General features: G+C 39.4%; 20 protein-coding genes. 3 read left to right on the top strand and 17 right to left on the bottom strand.

What is annotated here, in order from left to right:
* Window positions 1–94: 94 nt before the first annotated feature.
* The 13 genes from MSTHT_RS06295 to MSTHT_RS15080 all read right to left on the bottom strand — a co-directional run bounded on the left by MSTHT_RS06295 (window position 95) and on the right by MSTHT_RS15080 (window position 15,323).
* Window positions 95–1,525 carry a hypothetical protein gene (locus MSTHT_RS06295; RefSeq protein WP_156149731.1) on the bottom strand — a complete coding sequence of 477 codons (1,431 nt, stop codon included), beginning with the start codon at window positions 1,523–1,525 and terminating at the stop codon, window positions 95–97.
* 381 nt (window positions 1,526–1,906) lie between these two features.
* Window positions 1,907–2,932, bottom strand: coding sequence for a glycosyltransferase (locus MSTHT_RS06300; RefSeq protein WP_048167048.1), 1,026 nt, complete (start codon window positions 2,930–2,932; stop codon window positions 1,907–1,909).
* Window positions 2,933–3,008: 76 nt separating this feature from the next.
* Window positions 3,009–3,980, bottom strand: coding sequence for a glycosyltransferase family 2 protein (locus MSTHT_RS06305; protein WP_048167049.1), 972 nt, complete (start codon window positions 3,978–3,980; stop codon window positions 3,009–3,011).
* Window positions 3,981–4,755: 775 nt separating this feature from the next.
* Window positions 4,756–5,748, bottom strand: a complete 993-nt coding sequence (gene nadE, locus MSTHT_RS06310) for an NAD(+) synthase (protein ID WP_048167050.1) — start codon at window positions 5,746–5,748, stop codon at window positions 4,756–4,758.
* A 78-nt stretch (window positions 5,749–5,826) separates the two neighbouring features.
* A complete protein-coding gene (locus tag MSTHT_RS06315; protein WP_048167051.1) occupies window positions 5,827–6,843 on the bottom strand; it encodes an adenine nucleotide alpha hydrolase family protein in 1,017 nt (338 codons plus the stop codon).
* The gene (locus MSTHT_RS06320) at window positions 6,809–8,302 is read right to left on the bottom strand and encodes a class I adenylate-forming enzyme family protein (RefSeq protein WP_048167052.1); all 1,494 of its coding nucleotides are present in this window, start codon (window positions 8,300–8,302) and stop codon (window positions 6,809–6,811) included. Before MSTHT_RS06320 ends, MSTHT_RS06315 begins: the two co-directional genes overlap by 35 nt.
* A 6-nt stretch (window positions 8,303–8,308) precedes the next feature.
* Window positions 8,309–8,554, bottom strand: a complete 246-nt coding sequence (locus tag MSTHT_RS06325; protein WP_048167053.1) for an acyl carrier protein — start codon at window positions 8,552–8,554, stop codon at window positions 8,309–8,311.
* A 268-nt stretch (window positions 8,555–8,822) separates the two neighbouring features.
* Window positions 8,823–9,422 carry an indolepyruvate oxidoreductase subunit beta gene (locus tag MSTHT_RS06330; protein WP_048167054.1) on the bottom strand — a complete coding sequence of 200 codons (600 nt, stop codon included), beginning with the start codon at window positions 9,420–9,422 and terminating at the stop codon, window positions 8,823–8,825.
* Window positions 9,419–11,221 carry an indolepyruvate ferredoxin oxidoreductase subunit alpha gene (gene iorA, locus MSTHT_RS06335; RefSeq protein WP_048167055.1) on the bottom strand — a complete coding sequence of 601 codons (1,803 nt, stop codon included), beginning with the start codon at window positions 11,219–11,221 and terminating at the stop codon, window positions 9,419–9,421. The genes MSTHT_RS06330 and iorA overlap by 4 nt, the downstream gene beginning before the upstream one ends.
* Window positions 11,222–11,728: 507 nt before the next feature.
* Entirely contained in the window at window positions 11,729–12,547 is an 819-nt protein-coding gene (locus tag MSTHT_RS06340) for an ATP-binding protein (RefSeq protein WP_048167056.1), read from the bottom strand.
* A 695-nt stretch (window positions 12,548–13,242) separates the two neighbouring features.
* On the bottom strand, window positions 13,243–14,136 hold the full coding sequence (locus MSTHT_RS06345; RefSeq protein ID WP_048167057.1) for a prenyltransferase: 894 nt from the start codon (window positions 14,134–14,136) through the stop codon (window positions 13,243–13,245).
* Between the two features lie 96 nt (window positions 14,137–14,232).
* Window positions 14,233–14,505: an ATP-binding cassette domain-containing protein gene (locus MSTHT_RS14785; RefSeq protein WP_197071766.1), complete on the bottom strand. Its 273-nt coding sequence runs from the start codon at window positions 14,503–14,505 to the stop codon at window positions 14,233–14,235.
* A 353-nt stretch (window positions 14,506–14,858) separates the two neighbouring features.
* A complete protein-coding gene (locus MSTHT_RS15080) occupies window positions 14,859–15,323 on the bottom strand; it encodes a hypothetical protein (RefSeq protein ID WP_052721842.1) in 465 nt (154 codons plus the stop codon).
* 459 nt (window positions 15,324–15,782) lie between these two features.
* Between MSTHT_RS15080 and MSTHT_RS06360 the strand changes: the two genes are divergently transcribed.
* The 3 genes from MSTHT_RS06360 to MSTHT_RS15090 all read left to right on the top strand — a co-directional run bounded on the left by MSTHT_RS06360 (window position 15,783) and on the right by MSTHT_RS15090 (window position 17,133).
* Complete coding sequence (locus MSTHT_RS06360) at window positions 15,783–16,319, top strand: IMPACT family protein (RefSeq protein ID WP_156149732.1); 537 nt, start codon at window positions 15,783–15,785, stop codon at window positions 16,317–16,319.
* Window positions 16,320–16,468: 149 nt separating this feature from the next.
* The gene (locus tag MSTHT_RS15085) at window positions 16,469–16,909 is read left to right on the top strand and encodes a DMT family transporter (RefSeq protein ID WP_231588217.1); all 441 of its coding nucleotides are present in this window, start codon (window positions 16,469–16,471) and stop codon (window positions 16,907–16,909) included.
* A 17-nt stretch (window positions 16,910–16,926) separates the two neighbouring features.
* The gene (locus MSTHT_RS15090) at window positions 16,927–17,133 is read left to right on the top strand and encodes a hypothetical protein (RefSeq protein ID WP_231588218.1); all 207 of its coding nucleotides are present in this window, start codon (window positions 16,927–16,929) and stop codon (window positions 17,131–17,133) included.
* On the opposite strand, the gene MSTHT_RS15095 is transcribed toward MSTHT_RS15090, so the two are convergent.
* The 4 genes from MSTHT_RS15095 to MSTHT_RS06380 form a co-directional block, all read right to left on the bottom strand.
* A complete protein-coding gene (locus MSTHT_RS15095) occupies window positions 17,117–17,320 on the bottom strand; it encodes a hypothetical protein (protein WP_231588219.1) in 204 nt (67 codons plus the stop codon). The two genes, MSTHT_RS15090 and MSTHT_RS15095, sit on opposite strands and share 17 nt — an antisense overlap.
* An 86-nt stretch (window positions 17,321–17,406) precedes the next feature.
* The gene (mtaA, locus tag MSTHT_RS06370) at window positions 17,407–18,432 is read right to left on the bottom strand and encodes a methylcobamide:CoM methyltransferase MtaA (RefSeq protein WP_048167060.1); all 1,026 of its coding nucleotides are present in this window, start codon (window positions 18,430–18,432) and stop codon (window positions 17,407–17,409) included.
* A 212-nt stretch (window positions 18,433–18,644) separates the two neighbouring features.
* Window positions 18,645–20,357 (bottom strand): histidine kinase N-terminal 7TM domain-containing protein, encoded by a 1,713-nt coding sequence (locus MSTHT_RS06375; protein WP_048167061.1) that lies wholly within the window; start codon window positions 20,355–20,357, stop codon window positions 18,645–18,647.
* 819 nt (window positions 20,358–21,176) lie between these two features.
* Complete coding sequence (locus tag MSTHT_RS06380) at window positions 21,177–22,268, bottom strand: hypothetical protein (RefSeq protein WP_048167062.1); 1,092 nt, start codon at window positions 22,266–22,268, stop codon at window positions 21,177–21,179.
* Window positions 22,269–22,619 lie beyond the last annotated feature (351 nt).

Raw genomic sequence — 22,619 nt, forward strand, 5'->3', positions numbered from 1 at the left:
TCAAATGATAATAAATTGAAATATAATACTTTTTGGAATAATTCTTAGGTAAACTTTCAAAAGTTATTTAAATAACTTATTAAAACTTTACAACTCATCCAAAACTTGATGTCATCTCATTACTAACATCATGACTGACTTCAGTTTGGTAATTCATAGAATACCACCCGTTAACATACACAGTAGATCTCCTCACGTTATCCTCCTCTTCATCTCTACCTTCCATCATTTGATAGAAATATTCTGCTTTAGTGTATGATGAAACTGCATTTAGATTATCATCAGGTGCATGATCCCTGAAAAAATTAGATCCGACTTCCTGAGACGTAGGATAATTGATATAGGAATCTCTGCCGTACGAATAAAATGGATATGTTGCAAAGGCGATCAATAGAAAAACAATAAAGAAACCTTTAATAGTTCTACGTAAAGGCTTGGATGGAATATTTAAAGAGTTGAATGATGAAGCTATAAATATTGAAACAAACAGTAGTGAATAATTTAATGTTCGACTAATAATATTCTGAGTATCTGATCCCCCTAAAATCAAATTACCTAAAGTAATGGTTGAGAAAATCACACCTAGTAGCAGCATAAAATATTTCATAATAAGTTTGGGCTCTTTTAACATATTTATATTGTTAGTAGTGAAGGCATAAAAACCTATAAAGTAAAGATCGCATACGATTATAACTGCCAAAACCAGTGCATACAGCTCATATTTAAACATAGTAAGATTTTGTATCCATACATAATCCGCTGCTAGATTTCCAGTACCAACTGTATACGTGGAGGCATGACTCCAATTTCTGCTTTCCAAAGACAGCATACGATGAAGAGTTTCAATTATTCCGGCACCCATAACGCAGGATGGTGAGAATATCCATGTGATCCAAGAGAGAAATACGAAACAAATTTTTTTCCAAGTTATATCCAGTATGTTTAACTTGGTTATACGAATATAAGAATAAAAAAACGCAAGAATCACTAGCAATACAATCGGATGTATTGCATGGGTTGATACAAGTACAATCGCAACTATGTAAAATAGAATTTTTGTGTTCCATTTATCTGAGACACATGAGAATAAGCAAATTAATGTTAATATTATAGCTAAAGAATTGGGAGTAAGTGATATTTCGATAATTTGTGTTGGAATTGCAACCACAGTTGAAATAAAGGCAACTCTTGAATCAAAAAGATGTTCTGTTAATAAATACCAGAAGACAAACATGGATATTAAAACTAAAGGTGTGAAAATAAACCGAGAAAACGCAAATAAATCTATACCTGCCAGTAAATGAACTATATGAAACAACATGTAAGAGCCAGGGAAACTTTCAGGATAGGACAAATCAATCGAGTCAGATAATACTTCTGGGAGCAAAACAGACGCGTGTACTACGTTAATAGTGTCTGGGAAACGATATAAAGTAGACAAAAAATATGGCGTTGCATCTATGACTAATACTAAATAAGCGATAAAAATAAGATGGAATATTTTTCCCTTTAGATCGTACTTCACTATTATAAGGAAAAGTAATACGTACATTATAATTATAATATGTATCCAGGGCCAAACGCCGTTAACAAGCCAGATAGGGTCTGAATGCCTGATCTCTTGTATGTAGTCCCAGTTAATGTGCATAAAAAATATCCATAGGACAGATAGAAAAGTGGAAAAAGCAAGAATAGTCGAGCGCAATAAATTCTTGTTCAAAATGCCCACCGCAACATATTAAATTTTTTCAAAACTAAAGTGTTTATCTATAATTTAAATAAAATTATGTGTGAGATGCTTGAATTGAAAAAATATTAGCATTAGGCTGTTAAATTTTCTAGAGCATAGTTTTAACTAATGGAGTTATTATATTTAATTTTATACATTTGGTACGTAAATTATAAGTTAATCAGTTTTCTCTTTGCCAAAATAATTATGCGAACTTTCATTAAAATGTAAAATAACTCTTGAAAATGAGTTAATCAATTGAATTAATTCCCCGCTGGCAAAGCCTCCAAATACAACCATACAAAAAGTAAGGAGTGCAACAATATTTGCAATGTTAGTACAGACGCTTCTTAGACGAATAATATTTTTCAATCTTTCAGGGAAAGAAAATTTTATCAGATAACTTAAAAAATTTGTCTCCGTCGACTGTAATTGATTATCTACTAATTTTTTCTGACTACCTATATTTGATATCGCACGACCGTATCCAAAACATCGCTTCACTAAAAACGAAAAAGATTTACGGAATTCAAATATTTTGTGGTAGACAACCGCGTCTGGAGTATATATTATCTTTGAATTATTTAACGTATTCAAAATTCTAATACCAAATTCAGTCTCTTCCCCAGTTCTCATGTTGTTATTTATCAGACCGTATTTATCATCAAAAAGACCAACTTTACTAAATACCATACTTCTAAACGACATATTAGAGCCGAAATTACTCCTCACACAATGGATCGTGTCTTTTTGACTTTTATACGAACAACCCATTGTCCAGTAAAACTCCTCTGGAATCCATTTAGCTTCACCCGATATCCATAATGGTTTCATAGGGCCTCCCACGCTAACAACCTCTGGATCTTTATAAAAAACTGCTAAATTAGAAATCCAGTCTTTATCTGCGATAGCATCATCATCAATAAATGCGATAATACTCCCAGAGGAGAGTTCAACTCCTTTATTTCGAGCATTCGATAAACCAGGCAAATTTGAAAAACCTATTATCAAATTATCTAATGATCTCAGATACTCGGATTCATTAAAGGCTTTAAATAAATCTAGATTTCTATCGACCACTAGAACAATCTCAATATTTTTATAAGATTGCTTGACTAACGACTCTATCGTCTCGATAGTGTCCCAATATCTCTCATGAGAATATGAGCAAACAACAACAGACACTTTGGGAATATTATCCATCTTATTAACTCCTCTGAAACCATTAGCCTCTTCTGCTCGAAAAATAAAACATTATGCTGCAGCCAATTATTAAGCTTTAAACTCCTTTGATATCTCTAATGATTGTGGACATTGAATGCAATAGTATACCAATCAGCGCCAAAAAGCTCCCTACAACAGTAAGGAGAACCATAAGTATTGTAGGTCCGAAATAGAGGTTTCCTCCTGAGATAAAGACATGCAGAAAGTAAGCTCCTGTAGAGAGACCGGCTATTACAAGTAGCGTACCAGGCACTGTGAAGCAGAAAAGGGGCTTCTCAAGCTCTATATCCCTTAAAATCTTTGAAAAAACCTCAAATCCGTGTTTAATCGGGCTTAAAGTCGAGCACTCCACATCATAACGGGCACCAATTTCTACTTCTCTAGTTCTAAAACCTGCCTTTCCTGCATCTGCGAGCATTTCACTTTCTATTGCCATACCCTTGTCAGTGAAGCGAAAGGCATCTCTTGTAGAAGCTGCAAATGCATAGAAGCCGCTCTGAGAATCAGTAATTTTGAGACCTGAGTTCAGATTGGTAAATCTGTCCAGAATTTTTTGTCCAAAACGGCGGTAGACAGGAGTATTTCTACCCAGACCATTTAAATAACGGCTACCGCTGACAATATCAGCCTCACCTCGGATAATAGGATCAACTAACTTCGGAATATCAGCAGGGTTATGCTGACCATCGGAGTCCATTGTCACAATTATATCAGCACCTAGATTAGCTGCTGCTGTAAAGCCGGTTTTTAAGGCTTCGCCTTTTCCGCGGTTAACTTCATGGACTATCACTTCAGCTCCGGCTTTTCTAGCTATTTCAGCTGTGCGGTCAGAACTGCCATCATCAACAACGATGACATTATCTGCATACAATCTGGAAAGAAGGACTATGCTTCCAATGGATACTTCTTCATTGTAAGCAGGAAGAATCACAGTTAGATTTTGAGGAGCCTTAATAGCAGTGAATATTTGTTCTTTGTTTTTAATCATGCTTTGATTGCTATTATCCATACAAAGCTCACTGCTCATTTTCAAGACCTCTTTTCTGAGACTTATTGTTGAGACGTTATTGTCAAGGTGTTTGGAAATTTTTATACAGAGATTGTCTTGGATATTACAATTTAATAACAAAGTGAACAAGTGTAATAATCACCACAAACGCTACACTTGAATTTCATAAGCACTCCACTAAATTAGGGATCTTTCACACAAGCTATTGTTAAAAGTTCAAGCGTGTTTTTCTGTTGGAAATCTTAGATTTATCATATAATGTTAATCGATTCAAATAACATTATATTACAGAAGTTACATTAGAAGATTATATAAAGTTAATGGATATACTTTTCAACAAAATAATTTATGAAAGATGATTGTGCTGATGATATCGATTTATAACTTCACACCTAACTCCACAATTAAACTGTTTTTTGGGAAAAAGTAGGCCGGAAAAGAAAATAGAATAATAAATGTCAAAAAGTCAGAGACAAATCCAAAAAAAACAGCATCATCGAAGCTAAAGTATTTGCACCCAGTATTACAGCATCATTATTTGTTCTGCTCGTTTTTTCCCTTCAAGCATGAATCTTTTGCATTACATTTGTTTCTGTCTGTCACTTGCCGCACTTCCTTATAGAAAAAAATGGTTGGAAAACGGAAGGTAAAAGACAGCAGCAAATAGATAAAAAGAAAGGTTTTTCCATTAAAATAAACTCGAAAAAATTATGGATAACCCGGAAGAATGAAATAAATAAGAGTATTTTAGACTCTGTACATATCCTCAATTTAATGTAGATTACTTCTGTCTTTACCTGCTAATATAGCAGATAGGCGGCGCGGCTCGTACATACTCCGTACTATCTCTAATCCTGTTGATATGTATCAGGACTTTTTCTATAGTTTCACTTGATAGTCCGGTATTTTTCTCAATCACCTCGGTCGGCAACTGGTGCTCCTGAGCGTACAGAAGCTGATCCAGAATCTCAAGAGGCATACGCCAGTAAAATTCTTCATCACTAGTAAAATGGCTCCAGGTATCAGCACTTGGAGGACGTTTCATAATAGCTTCGTTGACATTAAGCAGTCTACCCAGGGCATAAACCTGGACCTTATAACAGTCAGCTAGAGGTTCAAAATCTGAGCCTCCATCCCCGTATTTCACAAACTGACCAAGAAACAGTTCTGTCTTATTCGTTGTCCCGCAAACCGCATAGTTCAACTTCTCAGCATACATATACTGAACAAGCATTCGAGATCTCTGTTTGACATTCTGAAGTCCTATTAATTCAAGATAATCATTCGCTTTCAGTCTGTACTTCCCAGCAGGTACCCCATCTTTAACAAGCTGGATATAAGGAACATTTAAAAGTCCCTGGTTAAGAAAATCAGGAAGAACAAGCGACGTCTTATGGAGATCAGGGTCGTAATCAGGGCAGGTTCGCTTTATAATCTGTTCCTTTTTATCATAGATATTAAGCGACCTGAGGATAGGGGAGATGGACACTTCCTCGTATGGAACTCCAAGGCTCTCACAGATTTCAGCTCCAAGGGCTGCGCTGGAAGGAGAGGATTCGTCTTCAGGAAGGAGAAGACAGTACACGTTTTCCTTCCCAAGTGCATGGACACAGAGGGTTAATGCTACTGCAGAGTCTATTCCTCCAGATACTCCTATGACCACCCCTCTTTTCTTAAAAACACTTACTTGCTCTTTAATAAATTTCTTGAGATTTAAAGATAAATTTTCAATATCTCGATTAAGTTCTTCCAGAATATGGACATTTTTACCTTCTGCTGCTTCCATAGCTTAACCCTCGGAATGAATACCATTTATGTTGAATCTTAGTTATGTACCACTTATGTTGAATCTTAGTTAAAAGTCTCAAAATCGATTTAAATCGAAATTAAGCTTCTTTGCAGCCTCCATTATCAGGGGTTGAGAGAGTTCCTGAGTAATTTTCTCAAACCCTTCTTCCCTCGACATATCCCCGCTTCGAACAAGCCCTGCAATATCAAAGGTGTATGAGTGGAATCCATATTTCTTCAGGTGGTTGTAACAGGCAAAGGAATTCAAGATACAGTTAGTTGAGTTGCTGTCGTTGATTCCTGGGGATTCCCAGCCGATTTCAAGCAGGGTCTCAAGTATTACATCTTCATTATAATCCCATAGGCAGAGAGGATGAAGGATACTCGGAACATTCTCACCCAGATTTGCAAGAACCGATTTTTTCAGGAGGAAAACTTCATCCTTATCATCAACCCCTATTTTTTGGAGCTGGGTTTCAAACAGGTTTCTTGACCACTTGAGAAAATTTGCCGAGAGAGGGATTATAGGATTAGGAGACTGACCAGCTGTAAAAGCAAATACAATAAAAGGAGCCTTCTCAGTGATGGCTTTTTCGATCAGTTTTTGCTTAATGATACTGATGCAAACATTACAGATATCACTGGCTCGATATTTGGCAAATCTAGGAAAGGCGTCATAAGATTCAGCAGCTTTTCGGAATGTATCAAGCAGAATTTCCTCTTTCATTGTCAACTGGAAATAATCACAGCCTGTAATCTCACAAATCTTTTTTGCGTTTTTAATTGCACCCTCGGAAGTAAAACCATTATTGAACTGAACAGCAAGAACTTTCAAAAAGGGATAATCTTTTTTAAGTTTATAAAGGGTGTATGAAGAGTCTTTGCCCCCTGAAAGTGCATAAATTACATCGTAGTTTCCCGTCCCTGCGTATTGTTCAAAAAGTTTTTCTATTCTTGTCAGATAATCAGTCTTTTCCTGAAGAGTAAGAGGAGTATATGTCTCACAGAAATGGCAGAGACCACTTTCCTCGTTAATCTGGATACCGGGAATATCGGAATCAAGAACACACTTTTTGCATATTAGCTTTGACATGTTTGTACTCCTCTATTATGGATCGATTGGATATTTTCCCGTTTTCGCTCAAGGGTAGATGATCAATGAACAGGATTTCTCTTGGGCACAGGTAGCCTGGAAGGTTTTTACGGCAGAACGAAAACAGATTTTCGATTTCTGTTCCTTCTGAAGGTATGACAAGGAGACTGATTGCAGTTCCCATAAGCTCATGAGGCACAGGTACGACAAAAACCTTGGAGACCTCGGTATTCTCTTCTATATTTCTTTCAATCTCTCGCGGATTAACACGATGGTCACCTATTTTTATAAGGTCATCTTTGCGCCCGAGAAGTCGGATATATCCATTGGGAAGTTTCTGTGCAAGATCGCCGGTATGAAGCCAACCATTGATAATTTTCTTTTCAGTTGCAATCTCGTCGTCCAGATAACCCAGCATAATATTATCTCCAGCAGCAACCAGTTCGCCTGTTGTGTTAATCTCTGCGGGATTGCAATCGGAGTCAAAAACATCAAGTGTAACACCAGGAATTGCTTTTCCTATAGTGTCAACAAACTCATCCACATCTTCTGCGGGCAGGTAGGCAAGTCTAGCAGTCGCTTCAGTCTGGCCGTACATAGGAAGGATTTCAAGACCAGGAACTAACTCCTTCATTTCTTTCACAATAGCTTTATCCATTCCTCCACCTGCCGATGCAGCAGTTCTGACCTTTGCAAAGGATCGTTTGAATCTATCAGGATATTTGAGAAGTATACGGTAAGTGCTGGGTACTCCATAAAATATTGAGACATCTGATTCTATAAGGTTGAAAACTGAAGCAATGAAATTCATATTCCCAACACAGACCGAACCCCCAGACGCCAGGTGGGAGTTAATTATGGAATTCCCAAAAGCATGATGAGGGGATATTACAAGCGCTCCTTTATCACTGGAGGTTAGCCGAAGTACCTTGATTATGGATTCTGCATTTGATACAAGATTTCTGTCACTTAACATGACTCCTTTTGGAGTACCTGTTGTGCCTGAGGTATAAAGAACAAGCCGAAGTTCAGGATTATTCCGTTCAGTCTCGATATTTTTGCGGAGAATGTTTACGGAAGTATCCCTGGAAAGAACTATTACAGTTCCAAAACGCTCAAAAAATCCCTCTCCAAATCTTGAGTACTGGGTATCGGTTGTGAGGATATTGTTGATATGGGCTGTGTCAAGAAGCTTCTCAAGACTGAACCTGGGAAATTCTATTGGCAGAGGAATGGCAATGTTAGCTGATCGGTATACTGCCATAAGCATCTTTATATACCGCATGCTTGACTCTGCCAGGATTGCAAACCGACAGTGATTAAAATCTGTCAAATGTGAAGCAATAGCATTTATATCAGTGTCAAGGCAGCTATAGGAAATGGAATTTGTGCCCTCTTCAAGAGCAATATTTTGAGGGGTTTTTCTGGCGTACTCGCTGATATACGCATCAATCCGCATACTGTGTCACTTCGACAGCTTAATTATCATATTCGCAATTCCTTCCAGAGTATCAAAATTTTCCGGGGTGAGCATGTCCTCAGGAATATCAATAGAATATTTCTCACAGATATAATCCATAAGTTCAAGCAAACCAATTGAATCTATTATGCCATTTTGAGTGAGAGAATCAGTATCATTCAGGACGGTGTTATTGTCCATAAAAGAATTAGCCTTCAGATAATCGACAATATCATTCTTAATTTGTTCCATGCTTTATTATCCCCTTCACTATCATGTAGTGGGTCATAGGTACAGAATCTGTTTTCAATGAAAGTTAACTCTATACCAGTTGATGTATTTATACTGACTGATGTATTTTTACTATTTAATTAAAGTCTTACTTCTTGAATGTTATATATTTATATAGGTGTATTAAATGAGTGTATTTAAACTAGCCCGTTAAAAAGCCTGTGTATATGGGCATAGGCAATGAAAAAAAGGAAAGTTCTAAAAAGGAAAGTTCTAGATTTCCTCAGTTTCAGCTTTCCTCTACTTTTTGCCTTCCCGCCTCAAAAGCCCTGAGATTCACCTCAATCGTTTTCTGAGGCACAAGGGCTTTTACGCTCTCAATCAGGGTTTCTTTCGGAATGGGCAGATAGCCTGAGACTGCCCCTACCATTACGACATTCATTGCAAGCCTGCTCCCGGCTTCAAACGCAAGTTCATCGGCATTGAAGGCTTTTACTATGTATTTTTCAGACAGGGCATCAAGGATATCCGAAACCTCAGGGTATTTTGCCTGCCCAGAGGTAACGGTCACAGGAACTACAGGCTGGGTATTTACAATAATAATTCCACCGTCTTTCAGGAAATCCAGGTACCTTACGGCTTCCATTGGCTCAAGGGCAAGCATGAGGTCTGCACCTTTTTTCGGGATCATGGAGCCATAAGTTTGCCCGATCCGGATATGGTTCACAACAGAGCCTCCGCGCTGGGCCATACCGTGTGTTTCCGCAGCCCGGATGGGCAGCCCTGCAGTAACGGCAGCTTTTCCGATAATGTCTGAGGCAAGGATTGCGCCCTGCCCTCCTACTCCCGTAATAAGAAGGTCAAACTTTTTTTGCTCAGCCTGGCTCATTTCTTCATCTCCTGAATAGCTTCAAACTTGCAGATCTGGGCACAGACCCCGCACCCGCTGCAGAGTGCCGTAATCACAGCACATTTGTTTTCCTCATCAAACTCAATTGCAGGACAGCCGAACTTTACACACTGCTTACAGCCTTCGCATTTTTCAGGTTCAACAATATACGGGACCCTCCGTATGCCTGCCCTTTTCCCTGAAATCACACAGGGCTGCCTGGCAATAACCACAGCTGTACCTTCAAACTCCTTTGCGGCTTTAAGTGCTTCCTGAGTTTCCTCAAGCTTGTAAGGATTGACAACCGACACGAATTCGGCACCCATTGCTTTACAGAGCTCGGCAAGCGATACTTGAACGGCTGGCTCCCCTGTTACCGTAAACCCGACACCAGGATTTGGCTGATGCCCGGTCATGGCTGTAATGCGGTTGTCAAGGATTGTAACTGTAATATTCGCTTTATTGACAATTGCATTAAGGAGCGAGTTCATACCTGTGTGGAAAAAGGTTGAGTCCCCTATGGAACAGCAAATCGGGCGCTTTTCCCCTGCGTGGTAAAGCCCTGAGGCAATGCTGATGCTCGAGCCCATGCAAAGTGTAGTATCAACAGTACCGCTCTGGATTCCGAGGGTATAACAGCCGATGTCGCTGGGATAAATCGCATCTTTTCCAAAGACCTTTCTCATGGAGTAAAAAGTCGCCCTGTGAGAGCAACCTGCACAGAGGGCAGGTGGGCGGGGTGCAAGCTCAATCGCCGTGCCAGACGGTTCGAGTTCTATCTCAAGGTCAAAAGTTTTCTTAAGAGCCTCAAGGAATGCACCTACATCCAGTTCCCCTTCCCTGGACACAAAACCATTAGCTTTCCCGAGCACTGAGACCTCAATCCCAGCTTCCTGTGCGATCAGCTTTACCTGTTCTTCCACAACCGGCTCAAGCTCCTCGAATACAAGCACTGCATCTACGGTTTTAAGCAGCTCAAGAATCAGCCGTCTTGGAACTGGATAAGTTCCAATTTTAAGGAAGGAAGCCTCAATTCCAAGCTCTACAAGCGCCTCTTTTGCATACATTGCCGCAATGCCTGCACCTATTACCCCTAATTTTGCTTCAGGTTTGAGCTCAAGGGAATTCCAGGGAGATTCGGCAAGGGTGTCCTCAATAGGCTGCTGGATCGAGAGGAGATGTGTATGGCGGTGGCGGGCATTCTTGGGAAGCATTACCCAGCGGTCAAGCAATTTTTCAAAGTGTGGAACCGCCTTTTTTGCAGGGATCTCTCCCAACTCGATATCAGATTTCCCATGTGAGATCCGGGTAGTGGGCCGGAAGATTACAGGGACTTCAAATTTTTCAGAGAATTCGAAAGCATAGGGAAGCATATCTTTGGCTTCCTGGGGGGTTGAAGGGTCAAAACAGGGCAAAAGGGCAAACTGGGCATAGCGCCTGGTATCCTGCTCGTTCTGGGAGGAGTGGCAGGAAGGATCATCGGCAACAATTGCGATCAGCCCGCCTTTCGTGCCTGCATAAGCAAGGGTCATAAGAGGGTCGGCTGCAACATTTAAACCTACATGTTTCATTGTCACTGCAGAACGGACGCCTGCCCAGGCAGCTCCGACTGCGACTTCCATTGCAACCTTTTCATTAACCGACCATTCTATATGATAATCCCGATCTTCCCGGCATGCAAGCGTATCAATAATCTCTGAAGAGGGGGTTCCGGGATAGCCTGCAATAACCTGCACGCCACCTTCAAGGAGCCCGCGGGCGATTGCCACATTTCCAAGCATGTACTCACGCATAGTCATAATTCATATCTCCAGCATCTAAACAGGGAAAATCCTGCTTAATAAAAAATTAAATATATTTTTGTTATTTGCATCAACAAATTCAATTATTTTCTCAATTGATACTTAGCGCAATTTCAATAAGATTTAAGATTTAATAAGTTTGAAGTTCAATAAGGACAGCCCGGTAAATAGACGTGCTGCCCGAGACCAGGTAAACTTTTGCATTATTGAAATAGCACGATCAATAATATACTTTCGGATAAGTGCTCTGAAGTATTCCTCTTTTGCGGTAGGGTAACAGGCAGGAAAAAAATGAGAAATATTCGAAGTTTATAGTTTTGGCAAAAAACTGAAAATAGAGTTAAAAGCTGGTTTTGAATGGCATGTCATTTAGAATGAAAGCTTCTCAAATGAAATAAGCATGAAATTATTTAGTGATCCATATTTGAGACAAAACTTTTTCCATGTATATTAGCCACCCAGACACGTTTTTGGCTATTACTGCCCGGCTGATGGATAAATGTCTCAATGTTTCAATAACTCAATTTTCTCTAGGAACGCTGCAAGTTTTTTGATTTCATCCAGTTCGAAATCAAGCTCTTCACCTTTTAGGGATGCTTTAAAGATCTCTCTTTTTGCGGGGATCTCAGCCACAACATTCACGCAGTTCACCGATGCCAGCATTTCCTCCCTTATATCCGGCTCAACCTTATTAAGCACAAAATAAACTTTACATCCGCACTGAGCACCAAATTCATCGAATTTCTTTGAGAGCTTTAAGGATTCGTAGGAAGGGTCAACAACTACGAGGATGAGGTCAAAGTCCTTATCAACCCCGCGTCCGAAATGCTCGGTGCCAGCCTCAGTATCCACAATAACAACATCGTCTTTCCCGAGATCCAGGTTTTCAAGAAACTCTCTTGTCAGTGTTCCCATTGGGCAGGCGCAGCCTTCCCCGAAATCATGGATTTTACCAACCGCCATCAGCTTTACTCCATCCTTTTCCTCAACAAATTCCGGCGGGAGGTCAGAGAAACTCCACCTGTTTTTAAAAAATCGGGACTGCTGCTGCACCGGCTGTCCAGAAGTACCTTCATTGGCTGCAAGCCCCCAGAACTGGGTGGTTTTTGGAGCTGCCCTCAGCTTTTCCTTAAAGCCCTTCTTTCCTCCGAAATATTCCATAAGATCCCGTGGAGCTGCCATTCCCAGCTGGCTATGCAATCCATAATTTGACTCGTCAATGTCAAGCACAAGCACGTTTTTAGTTTTTGCCATTTCCTTTGCCAGGAGAGCTGCAATAGTACTTTTTCCGCTTCCTCCTTTCCCGCAGACTGCTATTCTCATATCCGGTTCACCTATCCTGGTAATTTATCCTGCTGACGTGAACTAACTCTCCTGCTTTCTGATGAAAGCGAGGAGGAACCTTCTTGCTTCATTCTTCGAATAGTTGTTCGCAAGTCCACAAACCCATCTCTACGTTCCGCAGGTGTCAGATAACTATAAGATTTTGATTAGAATTGTGATGTCCATAAACATTGCATAATTTAGAAGACGGCTCAAATCTTCCTGTGCTTAGAGCAGTTTTTCCCAGCTATTCAACTTTTTATACTCTAATTTTGTTACGGAACTGCTCCATGAAGCGTAGAAGAAGGTTTTACTTCATGCACTAAAATGTGCTGTAAATCAAACCTTGAGATTGATTTCTTAGTTTGTTCATTTCTTTTTATTTATTAGGATCGATTTGGCATTTGTAGGTTTTAATATATTACACATTTTGAAAAGATATATAGGTTTTATAAAGCTTACTATAATGAAGTCGACGGTTTTCATCCCATCTATCGGGCTTCATCCTCCTGAGAAATGGACTTTCCGTCTAGAGTAAAATCTTGCTTGAGAAAGGCAGAAAAGGTCAGGCAAAAAGTCGAAAATAGCAAGATGAAAAGCAAAAAGGATAGAGAACTGAAAAGAGACTGAAAAAGAAAAAGCGAAGGAAAAGAAAAAACTCCAGGGCTCCCTCTCTACAGAGTTAGTTTTTCAATTCAGTAGATAAAGTCAAGGATAATCGAAATCGCATAGATGACCAGAGACATATGGAAAAAGGGAAGCACCTTCAAGCCGGCTGCTGGACTTTTTTCTTTCCAGAGATAGAGGTTTGATCCTGAAAGAAGTACAAACCCTGCAAGAAAACCATAAGGGACAATATTTCCAAGTTCCCTCATAAAGAAAACTCCTGCAAATAGATGCAGGATTGTAAAGCCTGTAATCCAGTATACCGTCCCTTTTTCACCATAGAGCACGGTTATGGATTTCATATCTCTTGCCCGGTCATTTTTCAGGTCTATAAGGTCGTTTAACCCAAGGTGAGCCATTGTCCATGGATATAAAAAAACCATATATAGCAGCATGGTTATGTCCGGCTGCCCGTAGCAGAGATAACCTGCCGCCGGAAAAAGCGTAAAGTCCGTCCTGCCCGAAAGCTGGGCAATCGGATAACTCTGATTTCTCTTTTTTACCTGGTAAAAAGCCTCTATGCCGTAAGAGTACAGCATAATTGCAAACACGTATAAAGAGTTGGGATAGGGAAGTGTGAAAATCAAGGCTGAAATGACCGTTATAAACAGAATAAACAACAGGAGGGCATTTTTTGAAGAAATTTTTCCTGAAGGGATAGGTCTCTCTTTAAAAGGCCTCCAGTACCTTGTGAGCGCGTTCTCCACATCAAGTCTGTCTCTATTTCTGTCAACATAATCGTTAAGTATAAAGCCTGCCCCAAACCCAAGCATACCCATCAGAGCCACCTTGAGAGTCAACTCCCAGGAAAAACCGCCATAGTTTGCAAAAGCAAGCATCAATCCAGAGCAGGAAATAAGAGGCCAGACCGGAAGAAAATGAGCACGAATAAGATCAAAATAGGCTTTCAGGGTTTCTATCATTTTTTTTAGCCTCGATAACAATGAGGGTAATTAAGAGAAACTACTACATAAGAATTATGAAAACTGATTGAAATTCCAGTTAAAAAGTTGTTATTATTAAAATAGAAAAATCAAATTAAACACTGCATCACAAACCTTACTAAAAGACGATACTATCCTCTCATTCCAGACATTAAAGAAGATTTCCAGAGAAGTATCGTTCTCTACTACTATGCAGCCATCCATGAAGAGCACGCGATCTCCTACTTCTCTGGCAAAACCCATTTCCTGAGTTACCGCACCCATTGCCATGCCTTCTTTTTCGAGATCTTTAATGATGTTTAAAACCTTCCCGATCATTTTCAGGATCAAGGATTGCGATAGATCCATCAAAAAAATATAACTAGTGGGTACATTTAAGCTAAACTTGGCAGTTTCTTATTTAACCCACCGTGGTGTTCTCCTGAAACATTCCAGAGCAAAACAAAAAGAAAAGAGTCTTCAAATCAACTTAAAAAGATAATGCAGATTTTTATTAATAAGTTAGTAACTATTCCTCAAAATCGTCCCTGATAAAATTAACGAAAAGTCGCAAGCACTTTATTTGAATTTTCTGAAATTTTCGATCTCAGGAAACACAAAAATTAGAATTAGCTCATAAAAACTATTTTTGAAAAACGGAAAAATGTAGCCTTTTAAAAAGGCTACTTAGATAATTTCTTCTTTACATTGCAGAATTAAGCTTATTCAGCAGCTTCTTCTTCTGCAGCAGTGTCGTTAGCGACTTCTTCTGCGGCAGCGTCATCAGCGACTGGTTCTTCTGTAGCAGTGTCGTCAGCTGCAACATCTTCTGCAGCAGTGTCGTCAGCTGCAACATCTTCTGCAGCAGTGTCGTCAGCTGCAACATCTTCTGCAGCAGTGTCGTCAGCTGCAACATCTTCTGCAGCAGTGTCGTCAGCTGCAGCATCTTCTGCGGTTGCGTCTTCAGCTGCAACCTCTTCAGTTGCAGTTTCTTCTTCGGCTGCAGCTTCTTCTTCAGCTGCTGTTTCTTCTACAGGGGCGGTGTCATCTGCTACTGGAGCTGCTTCTTCAGTCACTTCTTCTGCTCCTTCGCTTGCCTCTGACTCGGACTGCTCAGCACAGCCGGCTGCAAAGACAACTGTGGCAATAACAAGGAGCATTGCCATAATCTTTAACATTTTTTTCATTAATAATACCTCTAAAGTTCTCTTCCTTTTTACACCCAGCTCATACAAAATCCTAGGATTTTGTTATGAGATATTTATGCATGACCAGCCAATTACATTAAAACTTTTCGATTTGGTAAAGAAATAATATAACAATATAGTTCATATGATCAGAATGCATATTCCCAGACTATCTGTAATAAGATAAGAATTATAAAAATCCATTTAATTTATTTATACTTAAAATATCTAAAATAAATAACAGGAGGCGAATAAATGGATAGAAGATTAAAAAAGAAGGATTATTTGGACAGAAAAATATTTAAAGGTGGTACGACACCCCTCCGTTGAAGAAATAAAAACCTGTAAACACTAGATTTAGAAAAAATATGTAAAAGCTGTTTGAGGCAGAACACTGAAAAATTACAAAACTCTTAAGTCCTGCGGCAAGGCTCAAAAAAATTCAAGAATTCTCTGTTTATAGGTTACGCCAGACCTGTAGAAAGTGAACATGAAGCAAAAGCTTTCATAAAAAAGATAAAGGAATTACACAGGGATGCAAATCATAATGTTTCGGCTTATTTTATAAAAGAAAAAAGCTCCTTTGCACTTAAATATGACGATGACGGAGAGCCCGCAGGTAGCTCAGGAAAACCTGTTTTTAAAATACTGGAGTCAAAGGAGATCTGGAATGCAGTTGTTGTCGTGACCAGATATTTTGGGGGAATAAAACTAGGTTTTGGGGGACTTTCAAGAGCATACAGGAATACAGCACTTGCCGCTATTGAAGAGGCAGGAATTGTCGAGGTATTCGAACAGGTTAGATTAAGAGTACGTCTGGGATATGCGGAAAGCCAGAAAGTAAGAAATCTGATCGAGAAATATGGAGTTATTAGGAAAGAAATGTATACAGACAGCGTGGAATTCATTATTCTTGTAAACAAGGAGCTTGAAGATGAATTAGTTAAAAAGCTGACAGATGAGACAAAAAGTAAAGCTGAACTTGAGAGGCTTTAACTCCAACAACTAAATTTGAACTATAACTAACTGCCCTTAAAACGACCGACTAATATAATTATTCCCAAACTGAAGATTCAGGAATTTTTAAATTTAATTCTATGACATTTACAGCAGGTATATAAATGGTACAGGCATATCCCTGTTGAATGTTTCTGGAGGGCAAAAAGCCGCATTTCGCAGTAATTGCAGGCTGTATATTCTACGGCATGAATGGGCTCTTCATTGACCGCATCCACGGTATGTCAATTGCTCCCATAATATTTTACAGATTATTTTTTGGTCTGCTGTTTCTTTTTATATATATAGCTGCCAGAGGAAAAACCTCGGACCTGAAATTAAAGAAAAGAAAGGGGAGCCTTCTTCTTCAAGGAGTGCTTGTAGTCGCATGCATGTTGCTCTATTTTACCTGCCTGAAAATTACCTGCGTCTCTATTGCTATCCTGCTCCAGTACACGGCTCCCTTCTACGTAATGCTTGCCTCTCCTCTTATCCTGAATGAGAAAATTAGGAAGGAAAGTATATCTGTCCTCTTTATCGCAATTACGGGAGTATTCCTTATAGTAAAGCCGGAAGTCTTTCGGGCATAGAACTTACAGGCAACTATATGCTTGGTATTGCAGCCGGGCTGCTCTCAGGAGTAATCTTTGCAGCATTGATTATGAATGTAAGAATCCTGAAAGCAGAATATCCTGAACTTGCAATTATGTTCTGGCCCATGGGAGTCGCCCTTTTGCTTCTAAGTCCCTTTACATTAGAGATTTCTCCCAATGTACTTTACAGTAACCTGAAGGTGCTTATAGCCTTTGGGTAGTATCCATAGGTCTTGGAGAGATATTTACCATTCTGGGATTTGCTAATCTTAAAGCCCAGACCGGCAGCCTTCTTGCTCTGGTAGAACCTGTCAGCGGAGTATTCTTTGATATTGCTGTACTGGGAATCGGATTGCCTTCTGAGACCCTTGCAGGCTGTGCACTTATACTGGCTTCTGCAGTATTCATAAGCTTCAAGGGTTCTGAAAATATAAAGGAAGGCGAGGATAAAACTCTCTTTTGAGTATACTTAACAGGAGGCTCTTAACGAAAACTCACTGTGAGAAGTAATTATCTCTCGCTCTGACAAGTGCTTTTATGTTCTCAAGTGGAGTATGGGGAGCAAGCCCGCAGCCCGGGGCAAGAATATCAATTCCGTCCTCAAGGCAGGCAGTAGCTTCAATAAGGACTGCTTCAGTCCCTTTTATCAGGAGAGTATCAGAAGGAGAAACATTTCCGATAAGGCGTACTCTGTCACCTATAATTCTCTTTGCGAAACTGACGTCTACTTTTTCTTCAATGCTTATTCCATCAAAACCTGCATCTGCAAGCGGGTCAAGCACTGCAGTAGCGTCGCCGCACATATGAAGAACCTTAAAGCCTTTTACTTTCCTACAAAATTTTTTATATAGAGAGAAGACCGATGTTTCAAACATTTGAGGAGAAATAATATCAGGTCCTGCCTCGGAATCTATAAGAGTTATGGCATGAGCTCCTCTTTCGAGCAGACCATTTGCGTATTCTATACATGCATCAATAAGAACTCCCATAAGTTCCTCAACTACATCAGGGTTTGTCACGAACCACCTGAGGTAATTTTCCATTCCTGCAAGCATGGAGGCGAGTCCTGCAGGACCCACAACTCCGGCAACAACAGGTACGGTTTCCCCTACTTTCTCATTTAGAATTTCAACAGCGTCCAGCACTACTGAGGTTCGTCTGCTCTCAAGGAGTGAATCCGGAACTGATATATTCTTTACATCTTTCTTTTTTTTGCAGGGGAAATCCGTTATATAGGGCTGTATATCTATACTTCCTTCATCTACTGTGCAACCAAGCGTCTCGGCAAGCACGGTAATGTCGAAAGGACAGCGTACATTTTCGAATCCCGCAATCTCATATCCTGCCAGTGCGAGAGCAGCCATCTTGTCGGCATTGTAATGTGCCTGGGGCCAGTATGCATCAGTCATTTCCATGGGTTCGACAGTGCCGGTCTGGGTTACCGAACAGACAGGCATGATATCTAATGTCTCTCCTTTGAGTGCCTTCTCAAATCTCTCTCTTAGGGTAAATTTAGTCATTTTGTCACCAGAATGGGCTTATTAGCTGAAAGAATGCTTTTTTGATGTATTATCGTGTGATAATATATTAAAGCGAAGATATAAAATTATGTAAAATTCCATTCAGATAAAATAAAATTAATAGGAGCTAAAAATTTCATCTGTTAAAAAGTCATTATTGATAGAAAAATAGAATGAAAAGAGGAAATCAGACCTCAGGAAGTCTCAAACACTTAAAGTTGTAAGTTTTGCCGAGAAGTATTAACGCGCCAGTTCCCTGGAGGTGCTGTAATCTCAAATGTGGCACCTTTGCCCTCGATTCCGGTTTCTCTTATTTCCAGTCCTGTAATGGAAAGAATACCTCTTACAAGGAAAAGTCCTAGCCCTGTGTTTTTTCCAACGGATTTTTCAAAAATCAGTTCTTTCATTTCAGCAGGAATTCCTATGCCATTATCCTTTACTTCTATTACAAGACTATCATCAACCCTGCGAGAACTAACACTAATTTCGGTTACATGCACTCCATGTGCCCTTGCGTTATCAAAAAGGTTGTAAAAGGCTTTTTTAAATAGAGGATCGGCATATACATCCAGTCCGCTCTCCTCAATGAAAAACTTAATGTTCTGACCGGAGAAAGGAAAGGCTGCTTCTTTTGCAGTATCACTAATGGATTGCCAGGTAGGGGAGACTATTCCAAGTTCTTGGTAGTCTTTGGTGAAAACAATCTGGCTTTGAATTGTCTCTATACCTTTATTGAGATTTTGAAGATACCTCGCAATTCGAGGATCGCTCCTGACATCCTCAGGAAGAGTTTCTGAAATCAGTTCAGTGTAACCGGAAAGTACATTCACCTGATTGAGAATATCGTGTCTGGTAATATTGCTCATGAGATTTATTTTTTTATTAGCCTGTCTCAGAGCTTCCTGATACTTGTAAGTTTCTGTAATATCGTGGATCATTATGAGCTTACCCTCTTCATGGTCTTTTGTCATAAGAGGGCTGATACTAAAAGTAAAGTACTTTGTCTCAAGTCCGCTCTTCAGGGAGATTTCTCTGCTGAAAGTGCCCGAACCCATTTCACTCTGAGGTATCTTCACTTCATCCCCAAAAAGATCATTTAAGTTTTTTCCGATAACCTCTTTTTCTGTTTTTCCTGCCAGTTCAAGAGCAGCCTTATTGATATCTACTATGGAATCCCTAAGGTCTACCACGATATATCCATCGCGCATAGACTCAATTACGTTCCCTCTCGCAATCGGGATAATACTGAGGAACTCATGCTGCATAATGCCCCAAAAAAGAATCAAACCCGTGACTGTAAATGCAAACGGAGTAGGATCAAAGAATGCAAAAGGACCTATATCTGCAATATGGAGAATGTTCCCTAGAATTGGAATGAAGGCTGCCGTGAGAGCAATTGCTGCCTGAGCCTTATAGGGTGTAGTTAAATGGACATATTGCCTGATGAAGAATAAGACTCCAAATAGGATTAAAATGAGAGAATAGATGTAGAATATCCAGAAGAAAGGCCCATATACGAGTACTAAAAGTGGGAAGCCTCCTGAGATATCCAGGTAATATGTTTTAAAATGCATTCTATGAAAGCCATTTGTAAGCATCGAGAAAATTGCGAGAAAAGGAAGCATGAGAAAAACATTTTCATACTTTCTCATGAATTCTTTGCCAACCCCTGAATATTCAGCCGCAAACATAAACCACGCTACAGGAGCAAAAGCAATCCCAATATATTCTAAACGGGCAAAGAGATATTTGAGCTTAATATCCATAAGTCCAACTTCAAAAGCATAATTCAAGGACCAGAGGGACATACTTAACATAATAAGTACGAAATACTTGGAAAAATACACCCTGCGGTAGTTAAAGGACTTGTATGCTTTGATTGCAAGCAAGGCCGATATAAGCCCCGAAAAAATTAATGCTCCCATATAGGGAAATGCAGCGGTATGAATTTGCAGGGAAATAAGACTACCTTCCTTTTATGAATAATTATGAATAGGGAGAATAAGCTAAACGGAGCTAAAAAACATAAGATGTTATAATAATTACAAAGACCCAGATATATAAGTTTTTACATTAAGTTAGAAGGTATACAGAGCTTTTTAACTCGAGGAATGTGGAAGCACAGCGAGAAGTCCCTTCCTCGGAAGTACAAACTTCATAATAAATTGAGACTCTTTGAAAAATAAAATTGTTGATAAAAGAGAAAGGATAGAAACTAAAACGGATTTAAAGAAAAGATGAAATCATACCGGGGGAAGATTTTAAGAGTTTCCCTGATTAGCCGCAGTGCGCATAGATTTCAGTTAGTATTTCTTGGTTGAATTACTCCTGGATCGTTGAAGTACACTTCGAGATAGCACTACAACCTCTACATCAGCATTTTCCTCTTTGTCAGCCTTCTCTGGACTTCTTCATGCGTTATAGAGATCCTGATCTCAGCTCTATGAAGGTTAAAATTCTCTCAGGGCAGAAATTTTCCAAGAATTTTCTGATATTAAGGAGGGAATTACTCGCCTGATTTGCTGCCAGAAATTGAAGCATGGAGTTTTGGAACTCATCCTGAAGCAGTAAAATTATTTACACAGATTCAGCATCTACTGAAAAAAATATTTTCTGCCCTGAGAGTACTTTTTACCCCCTGGGTGTGGGGGGGGTCAAATTATATAAACTTTTTGATAAAAATCTAAATGTAAAATAATGATGGATAAACTCCCTGAAATTCAATAAAGAATAAAAAGGATGCCTTAAAATCCTTCATTACTCTGATAGAAATTGAGAATTTCAGGCAGTCCCATATTGAATTTGTACTTTTCAGAGCTTGATGCTTCAAGGATTCTCTGTTTTATATAATATAGCGCACTAAGGAGACTATCACTGTCCTCAGGATCATTTTCTTCAGAACTCAGATCTCCAGCATAAGGATGGATATTTTCCTCAAGAGCATTCATAAGCCTTTGATCAAGGCTGTTTAAGAAGTAAGTATCCAGCACCAGAAGGTTTGAGACCTGCTCATAGAAATCTATAAGTTCCCGAAGCCAGTCTGGAACCCAGTAATCTCTTGCATACTTTTGCCTGTTAAGGAACGAAAGGTAACTGGAGACAGTGTTTATGAGATCTTCGGTTAACCTGTTATCAGGGAACACAATTGGGAAATGTTTCATTACTGCAGGTGCAGTATATTCTGAGTATGCCATTTCAGATCTGCAGATCGAAGGAAAGAGTCTGGCAATAGAACTGTTAAGAACCGCAGTAACATAAGCATACTTACTCGAATCCTTGAGGACAATACCACACCCGTTCTCAAACACATGATTACCGGCAGCATCGTATGCAGCCTGCAGATGATAGCCCTCAGTAGCAATAATTTTAGGAACGTTGAGATACTCCATGAACTTTCTACCGTGTATACTGTAGTCTGAAGATTTAAGAGGCGAGTTATCATGGCGGAATTTTCTTTTGAACTCCAGAATTCTGCCATAAGTCATAGGGAACCTTACCTTTAGTTCTTCAGGAGGAATTATAGTGTATTCTCTCCTTTTTCCCCCTTCAGACAATTCATAAGGCAGCATAAAACCGTAAGGTGAAGGATGGAATGTGAATTTGTCAGAAAAAGTCTCTGACACATACGGATAGACAAGTTCAGGCTCTAAAAATACAGGCTTACACATGCCCTCGCAAAGATAATATGAGTCAGAACCTCCTTCCTCAGGAAGGGCAAGCCTGTGAAGTAGTCTGTATTTTGTGTTTACACCTCCGAAGATGCTTTCGGAAACATCTCCAAGTGTAACAGGAATCTCACGAATTTTTTCTACAATTTTGTCTTGTTTAAGAAACATCTATTTTTCACTTCTGTAGAAATACATTGAGAAATATCTTCTCTTATGTTTTCTTGCGTTTTTTATTTTCAGTAATCACTTACCTGAATGAGATACAACAATTCAATGATCATCTGGTTTTCGGACTTTAGACCCCCTAAATATCAAAGTCCTGCCTGAAAACTGATAGGATCGGATTACTTATGCAGGGAATAATACAACACCATAAGTATATAAATATAATCTTACTGATAATAAATTATAAATATAAATCGTGATAAATAAGGATTTTAAAATAAGTAGAGTGTGACAGGATTCGTGCCAGAACTGACTAAAGGGTTTTAAATGTACTCATCCCGATTATACATATAT

Origin of the sequence: Methanosarcina thermophila TM-1 (assembly GCF_000969885.1) — an archaeon.
Taxonomy (GTDB): domain Archaea; phylum Halobacteriota; class Methanosarcinia; order Methanosarcinales; family Methanosarcinaceae; genus Methanosarcina; species Methanosarcina thermophila.

What these genes read in the sequence shown, in the direction of transcription:
- MSTHT_RS06300 (WP_048167048.1), bottom strand. Translation starts at nt 2,932, where the DNA reads ATGGATAATATTCCCAAAGTGTCTGTTGTTGTTTGCTCATATTCTCAT.
- MSTHT_RS06305 (WP_048167049.1), bottom strand. Translation starts at nt 3,980, where the DNA reads ATGAGCAGTGAGCTTTGTATGGATAATAGCAATCAAAGCATGATTAAA.
- nadE (WP_048167050.1), bottom strand. Translation starts at nt 5,748, where the DNA reads ATGGAAGCAGCAGAAGGTAAAAATGTCCATATTCTGGAAGAACTTAAT.
- MSTHT_RS06315 (WP_048167051.1), bottom strand. Translation starts at nt 6,843, where the DNA reads ATGTCAAAGCTAATATGCAAAAAGTGTGTTCTTGATTCCGATATTCCC.
- MSTHT_RS06320 (WP_048167052.1), bottom strand. Translation starts at nt 8,302, where the DNA reads ATGCGGATTGATGCGTATATCAGCGAGTACGCCAGAAAAACCCCTCAA.
- MSTHT_RS06325 (WP_048167053.1), bottom strand. Translation starts at nt 8,554, where the DNA reads ATGGAACAAATTAAGAATGATATTGTCGATTATCTGAAGGCTAATTCT.
- MSTHT_RS06330 (WP_048167054.1), bottom strand. Translation starts at nt 9,422, where the DNA reads ATGAGCCAGGCTGAGCAAAAAAAGTTTGACCTTCTTATTACGGGAGTA.
- iorA (WP_048167055.1), bottom strand. Translation starts at nt 11,221, where the DNA reads ATGACTATGCGTGAGTACATGCTTGGAAATGTGGCAATCGCCCGCGGG.
- MSTHT_RS06340 (WP_048167056.1), bottom strand. Translation starts at nt 12,547, where the DNA reads ATGAGAATAGCAGTCTGCGGGAAAGGAGGAAGCGGAAAAAGTACTATT.
- MSTHT_RS06345 (WP_048167057.1), bottom strand. Translation starts at nt 14,136, where the DNA reads ATGATAGAAACCCTGAAAGCCTATTTTGATCTTATTCGTGCTCATTTT.
- MSTHT_RS14785 (WP_197071766.1), bottom strand. Translation starts at nt 14,505, where the DNA reads ATGGATCTATCGCAATCCTTGATCCTGAAAATGATCGGGAAGGTTTTA.
- MSTHT_RS15080 (WP_052721842.1), bottom strand. Translation starts at nt 15,323, where the DNA reads ATGAAAAAAATGTTAAAGATTATGGCAATGCTCCTTGTTATTGCCACA.
- MSTHT_RS15085 (WP_231588217.1), top strand. Translation starts at nt 16,469, where the DNA reads ATGTTTCTGGAGGGCAAAAAGCCGCATTTCGCAGTAATTGCAGGCTGT.
- MSTHT_RS15090 (WP_231588218.1), top strand. Translation starts at nt 16,927, where the DNA reads ATGCTTGGTATTGCAGCCGGGCTGCTCTCAGGAGTAATCTTTGCAGCA.
- MSTHT_RS15095 (WP_231588219.1), bottom strand. Translation starts at nt 17,320, where the DNA reads ATGAATACTGCAGAAGCCAGTATAAGTGCACAGCCTGCAAGGGTCTCA.
- mtaA (WP_048167060.1), bottom strand. Translation starts at nt 18,432, where the DNA reads ATGACTAAATTTACCCTAAGAGAGAGATTTGAGAAGGCACTCAAAGGA.
- MSTHT_RS06375 (WP_048167061.1), bottom strand. Translation starts at nt 20,357, where the DNA reads ATGGGAGCATTAATTTTTTCGGGGCTTATATCGGCCTTGCTTGCAATC.
- MSTHT_RS06380 (WP_048167062.1), bottom strand. Translation starts at nt 22,268, where the DNA reads ATGTTTCTTAAACAAGACAAAATTGTAGAAAAAATTCGTGAGATTCCT.